Raw genomic sequence first — 6,307 nt, 5'->3', positions numbered from 1 at the left:
GTCAGACCAGACCAAAATCCGACGTTGAGCAGAATACGCGAACGCACTCTCCCCAACTTATCCCGAAAAGACTCTTTGATACGGTAGTACTTTTCGTCCCTCCCAGAATCTGGATTATATCTTGTCTGCGAAATAAAATGCATAGTGCCACAAAGGTAAGGATAAAAAAATCCACCGCTGTGTACTACATTTCGATTTCAAAAACAACTCCCCCGATGAAATCAGCATTTCACTCCTCAAAATGCCCGAAAACCACCTCAAAATATACTCTAGGGGTCAAACTTGGGCCAATGCTCGCAAAACTCCTCTTTAGTATAGGTTAGTATCCCTTTACCTGGGTCTGCAACATAGACCCTATAATTTCCCCTGCGGAGTTTCTTAACCTTATAGACTACGACAAAATGATTCTGATTCCAGTGTGCGATACATGGGAGCATTGCTTCATTCGTTAGTGTCGCAAAAGTAACACGACCTCCCAATGAGTGCAAACCCCTTTTTCTGAAGCTTTACTAATGCCCAGTAAGGAGACCCCTTCCTTACCTAGAGCACAGTCCTCACGGATTTGCTCTAAGTTGGGATTATGACCATAGTGCTTGACCACCATAGCCAAGCACGCAGGACCACAATCCATCGAATCATTTTGGTCGGATGAGATAAATGCCTAGAGGATACACATACTTAGGAACCTATTATTAGACCTATAGGTCTAAATGTTTCATCATTTCTCTCCTGTCAAGATACCAGATTGATAAGATACATTGTCTGACAGCTTTTTACGCCCTGTATTGCTTTTCTTTCCATACGAAAGGTTTAGCGTAAGATTTATACGAAATAGATTTTTGATCTCATCTAGGTATTCATACCTTCTATAAGGTGCAACGGCTGAATAGTTCTCTATAGCAGATATATGTCTAGGCGAAAATAGATTTAAAGCATCTACAGAAACCCTAAACTTACTGCCGAAATATCCAAGCGACAGCATATGCCCATCTTCATTTCTTGTCAATGTTTCTCCCCAAAAATAATCTGATGTCCTATGCTTCATAGTCCAAGCAAGAGACCATTTCTTATAATTAAGAGCTAACCGACCGCCATAATATGGTATTAGCTTTTCATGATAATAGCTATTCCCCTGACTGATATAGTACTTTAAACCACAGTAGACTTTATAAGTTAGTAGATCCTCAAAAAGCGTTCCTCTATATTCGACCTCTGGTATAAGGCTTTGCATTCCCTTGTGATTCTCTACACTTCGGATGATTTTATCACCCTCAATAAAGCTACTCTCCATAATTGGTGATGAGGAGTAGGTGTGATTAAGATACAGAGCCAAAGCGGACTGCTTAAAATTGAGACTAAATATCAAACTATTATAGTAATTAATCTGACGAGTAAGATTTTGGTTGCCACGCTGTATCTGTACAAAATCTATCTCCTGCGAGTAGTGGGAAAGATTAGCAAGAGTCGGTGTCTGGTTACTGATCGAACCGAAATAGCGAAGATCAAACTTCTTTGACGGGCTGTAGCGTATCGTTAGGGATGGCTGAAAAGTGTAATAACTATTGTGCCTACCATCATTATTTTGCCAATCACCACTAATACCTACACCTGCTCTTAAATATAAGCTATTACTCAGCTGCTTTCCATACTGACTAAAAAAATACCCATTCGTATTACTCATCTTCAACAAGTAGTCAGAGCTTATACTACCATTTGCGGATTGTAGATATTTATTTTGAGTATTTGAATGTCTCAGCTCTAGTCCAAGCGATACAGTACCAATAGAGAGTTTATTCTCATATAGTGAAGAGAATCCAATACCACCTTGCTCTTCATTTGCTTCAGTATTAAAATATTGATTGTTAATCAGATTCACTTCAGAATATTCACGTTGATAATTAGACTTCGTATACATCCCTGTTAGATTGAGGGCGAAAAACTGCTGATCATCAAACATATATTGGACATAAAGCCCCATGCGAGGTGTTTTGTATTTACTTGCAGATAAGTCTTTTAGGTTTACAATCTCATCCTGATACTTGATGACACTTTCCCAATCACGATTAGGGCGATTATTAATATTCACACCCGCATAGAAGTGAACCATTGTCTTATCTTTCTGATAATTATAGTCAAATTTTAATGAGTGGTTATCATACTTAAAGCGATTCGGCTTGCCTACTTCATTTCGCTCAAGCCTCCTATCTGACAAGGTGAATTCTTCTTCATTTTCTCTCCATAGGTGGTGCCAATTACGATAGCCGACATAGTAAGAGAGGGAAAACTGTGAATACTGTGTATTTACTTTGGCTACAATATCATCCTCTCCAAATACAGTAGCTAACCCGTGCCAAAGAGACATGTATAGAGAGCCCCCAGCTTCTCTCTCGTTAGTAATTATATCCAACACGATATCGGCATACCCATATTTTGCTTCAGGTATATCATGATATTCGATTCGTTTGACTTCTTTAGGAGATAAGGAGCTGAGTTCTTTGGTGCTAACAGCCCGACCATTAATTAAGACTTTTGCAATGCCTCCACCATTCACCGATAGACTCTTTGTAATCGCATCAATTTGGATACGAGGCAGATTAATCTTCTCTAGCATTATTAAAGCATCAGTTGCATTGAGCTTATGGGTGTTGTTTGGTACGACATACTTTATCCCATCTCTAATAGTAGTCAAGGAAGCAGAAATCACTACCTCGTTTAATATCTCAGACTCCTCCCTCAAGAACAGAGTCCCTACATTGATATTACCCCCTTTAGAGTCTATAAATAATGTGTCTGAAGCAAAACCAATATGAGAGGCAACTAAGAAATATTTCATCCCTTTTGTATAAGTATAATCCAAAGTAAAACTCCCACTAGGTGGCGACGCAATAGTCCTACTGAGTGGAGTGTTATTACCCGAATACAGCGTAACAGTAGCCGCAAAGACTGTATCAGATTCAAAGTAAACTTTCCCTTCTATGGTACTTGTGTTCTGAGCGGAAACATAAAGGGTTATTGTTGTAAAAACAATAACTAGTATACCCTTGAATACCTTCATAAGACCTTATTGTTTGATATTTTAGCTAGATGATTCATTAAACATTTTTCAAGGACTCCAACTCCTTTATACAAAGAGCAGATGTTATAATTTGAGTCTTCATATATATTTTTTATTCTATAATAAGCACAACCACCAGAGCATATCGGTAAATGTTTACAATCTTTACACATAGGATCATCAAAGCAATTAGCAGATACAATGTATCTTGTCATAAGATCCACATTCGTAATTCCAGAAAAAATATCACCAATAATCTTCTTTTTGTCACCTAATTCGTTCCAGCATTTATATAGTTCTCCTTTTGGACCTATCATAAATGAATTTAAATGTGTGGCAAAACAGCCTTTTCCTTGTAAAACAGGATAAAAATTCACTCTTTCCTTAATGTTAAAAAACAAATTTCTAATATCATCATGAAGTAGTGATTCACACCCCATGCATTTGTTCTTTTTATCTTCTATTCTAATAATTCCAGGATATACATTTAACCTCTCTCTATAATTACTATATTTGCTCTCAAGTAAATCACGAATAAGAATATAATCATTCACATTGTTCTTATCAATATTTACTCGAACATGAATGTTTGTTTTTTCTAGAGAATGTAGCAAAAGCCCTATGTTTTCAACGATTTTGTCAAAGGTCCCTTTCCCATTTGATTTTAAACAGCGGGTAGCATTGTGTCTCTCTTTTTCCCCATCAATTGTCACTTGTATTCTATCAAGGGGGAACTCTTGGAATACATTTATAACCTTTTGATTTACTAAATAGCCATTTGTAACTAGGAAGTTAAATATTATCTCTTTTTCAGGGGCATTGTCTTTAAATCCGACTAGGATTTTTTCGATAGTTTTAATTGCCAACAAGGGTTCTCCTCCGTACCATGTTAAGTGAAGATATTTTGAATCCTTAAATTCTTTGACAAAATGAACCAAAGCATCAATTGTTTCATCGCTCATAAAAACATTTTCTTTGTTTTCTTCAAAACAATAAGGACAAGCAAAATTACACTCTGTTGTAGGAGCGATAACTAGTATCAGTTTTTCTTTTGACATTGAGCTCATTCTCATTTCAAGCTTTTTGGCTCTAATATATATATCTTCGTCCTCTATTGTCGTGATAACGCCTCTTTCTATGAACTCAACTGGGATATTGCTCTTTCGTAAATCCTCTTTAGAAAACAGTTTCTTTTTGTGGAAATTCATTAAAAGTCGATAACAATCCCTTGAAATCTCAAGCAAAGAGTTATCCGTCGCTAAATAGGCATACGTCTTTCCTTCAGGAGTACAAAACAAAGTACAATATGTTGATATTTTATATTGCATATAGATTTTAATTGCAAATAGAGGAAGTAGAAAATGAAAAGCTTGAAAACTTCAACTTGAATATCATTCTCATACTCCCTCTAAGTTGTTAAATTCTATCAGCCTGATTATCCAAACTGAATCATACTTACTCTACTGACGTTATTATTGCCAGAGCCACAAGTACAATCTACTTCCAGTTCAGAGCCTTTGTTTGAGTTCCCTGAACCACAAGTACAATCCTCACCTGATTTTGAGTTACTGTTAGCAGAACCACACGTACAGTCCATGTATTCGTTCCTTCCACCTTGTATTCTAGAAAGGAAGTTGATAGACATCGGCTCCACACCTCTAATGATTTCTTTGATTTCGCGTTTCATAATGACAAATTTTTCGAAAATTATCCCCTCACATTAAGCCCTCAGGGTTAGGCTGTATCCATAATTGCACTTATTTCTCATATAATGGCTCCTTATGACCATTTAGATAGATACCGTAGGGTACCCCACTTATAATATGTGATTACATGGGAGTTCCCTTTTTCTATCTTGTCATCTGTGCCTCCAACAGCAGTGTATATGTTGAGCTTTTCCATAAGTCTGAATGTTAGATTATTTTTATTCGTCTCAAAGGTAGTGAATATATTTGATTAAAACAAGCTTTTCTTCGACTATTAGTGTTTCATTTACAAGAGTGGCTAATGTAATATAGCAACCAAGCGAGTGCAAGCCCTCTTTTCTGTCGCCTTACTAATGCCCAGCGAAGAGACGCCCTCTTTACCTAGGGCACAATCCTCACGCATTTGCTCCAAGACAGGATTGCGACCATAGTGCCTGACCACCATAGCCAAGCACGCAGGACCGCAATCCATCGCATCGAGTTGTTTAATTACTATAATACTCCCCATAAACTAGACAACTCAAAAGTGTTAGATTTGAGAACTAATGAATTAAAACCGGTCATTTTATGACGACAATTAAAAAAGAAGTTTATGGGACACAGAAGTAAATACAGTTCGAGTTTTAAGGCTCAAGTTGCTTTAGCAGGCATGAGGGGCGAGGAGACGATACAGAGTTTAGCGAAGCGATACGAAGTCAGCCCGAGCAAGATTACAGAGTGGATGCGAGAGCTTGAGGAAAAAGCTGCACAAGCTTTTGAAAAGCCATCTACTAATACTGTAGAACTTAAGAAGATAGAGCGTGAGAATAAGCGACTATTACAGAAGGTAGGACAGTTAACGATTGACTGCGATTTTTTTGCGACTGCCTGCGAGGATGCCGGACTCAAAGTGAGATAGTAGAGATGGACCGTCAGCGCCCCGCAGGCTTAAGCCGAAATCGTTTCTGTAAGTATATGAAGCTTAACCGTTCAAGCTTGTACTATACGCCAAAGGGAGAAAGTGAAGAAAACTTAGAAATGATGCGTATCATTGATGAGTACCACACAGAGCACCCTACAGCTGGAGTTGTACATCTGCGTGATATGCTAAGACTAAGAGGTTACTCCGTTAATGAGAAGCGTGTAAGGAGACTTATGCGTAAGATGGACATACTAGTGATCTACCCACAAAGGAGCCTCAGTAAGGGTACTGTGGTGAGCTATGTACATCCCTACTTACTTAGCCCAAGTTTGACCCCTGTCGGATTGTAAGTGACTGGTACTGGTGTTGTTGTCTTTTTTTGAAGAGTTACTGTGTACTACAAATTTTGATTTTTCTAAATGGGTGGGTTTTATAGTTTAGGGCTTGGTAGATTTTTCTTGCGTTTGGTGGTGGGTCGCTACAAATTCGGAGGACCACCTTTTCCCCTAGCATGTTGGTGGCTTCCGTCGTAACTGCTTTTTGGGTGGACATTATTCGGACGATCTCTTTCCAATAATGTCTGATTCCTTTTCCTTTCAGTTGTACACGTATATTATTGACCACCCAATAGGCGAGGAGTCCGAA

General features: G+C 38.1%; 5 protein-coding genes and 2 pseudogenes. 2 read left to right on the top strand and 5 right to left on the bottom strand.

Features of this window, described 5'->3' with window-relative positions; translation table 11 throughout:
- Nucleotides 1–287 precede the first annotated feature (287 nt).
- From A3GG_RS13240 to A3GG_RS0111235, 4 genes and pseudogenes are all read right to left on the bottom strand, one after another.
- A pseudogene (locus tag A3GG_RS13240) lies at nt 288–655 on the bottom strand (cysteine peptidase family C39 domain-containing protein); the annotation flags it as partial.
- A gap of 63 nt (nt 656–718) precedes the next feature.
- On the bottom strand, nt 719–3,055 hold the full coding sequence (locus A3GG_RS0111245) for a TonB-dependent receptor (RefSeq protein WP_018359384.1): 2,337 nt from the start codon (nt 3,053–3,055) through the stop codon (nt 719–721).
- Nucleotides 3,052–4,263, bottom strand: a complete 1,212-nt coding sequence (locus tag A3GG_RS0111240; protein WP_018359383.1) for a radical SAM/SPASM domain-containing protein — start codon at nt 4,261–4,263, stop codon at nt 3,052–3,054. Before A3GG_RS0111240 ends, A3GG_RS0111245 begins: the two co-directional genes overlap by 4 nt.
- Before the next feature lie 796 nt (nt 4,264–5,059).
- Complete coding sequence (locus A3GG_RS0111235; protein WP_026215798.1) at nt 5,060–5,269, bottom strand: cysteine peptidase family C39 domain-containing protein; 210 nt, start codon at nt 5,267–5,269, stop codon at nt 5,060–5,062.
- An 84-nt stretch (nt 5,270–5,353) separates the two neighbouring features.
- On the opposite strand from A3GG_RS0111235, the gene A3GG_RS0111230 reads away from it, so the two are divergent.
- Nucleotides 5,354–5,659 (top strand): transposase, encoded by a 306-nt coding sequence (locus A3GG_RS0111230; protein ID WP_018359381.1) that lies wholly within the window; start codon nt 5,354–5,356, stop codon nt 5,657–5,659.
- A 5-nt stretch (nt 5,660–5,664) separates the two neighbouring features.
- Nucleotides 5,665–6,012 carry an IS3 family transposase gene (locus A3GG_RS12525; protein ID WP_018359380.1) on the top strand — a complete coding sequence of 116 codons (348 nt, stop codon included), beginning with the start codon at nt 5,665–5,667 and terminating at the stop codon, nt 6,010–6,012.
- 37 nt (nt 6,013–6,049) lie between these two features.
- Here A3GG_RS12525 and A3GG_RS13795 read toward each other — a convergent pair.
- A pseudogene (locus tag A3GG_RS13795) lies at nt 6,050–6,307 on the bottom strand (IS1634 family transposase); the annotation flags it as partial.

Source organism: Porphyromonas levii DSM 23370, assembly GCF_000379925.1.
GTDB classification, from domain to species: Bacteria; Bacteroidota; Bacteroidia; order Bacteroidales; family Porphyromonadaceae; genus Porphyromonas_A; species Porphyromonas_A levii.
The sequence above is the reverse complement of the archived record's forward strand: the minus strand, read 5'-3'. Positions and strand labels throughout refer to the sequence as shown.

Coding starts and splice junctions, on each gene's coding strand:
- A3GG_RS0111245 (WP_018359384.1), bottom strand. CDS start 3,055: ATGAAGGTATTCAAGGGTATACTAGTTATTGTTTTTACAACAATAACC.
- A3GG_RS0111230 (WP_018359381.1), top strand. CDS start 5,354: ATGGGACACAGAAGTAAATACAGTTCGAGTTTTAAGGCTCAAGTTGCT.
- A3GG_RS12525 (WP_018359380.1), top strand. CDS start 5,665: ATGGACCGTCAGCGCCCCGCAGGCTTAAGCCGAAATCGTTTCTGTAAG.
- A3GG_RS0111235 (WP_026215798.1), bottom strand. CDS start 5,269: ATGGGGAGTATTATAGTAATTAAACAACTCGATGCGATGGATTGCGGT.
- A3GG_RS0111240 (WP_018359383.1), bottom strand. CDS start 4,263: ATGAATTTCCACAAAAAGAAACTGTTTTCTAAAGAGGATTTACGAAAG.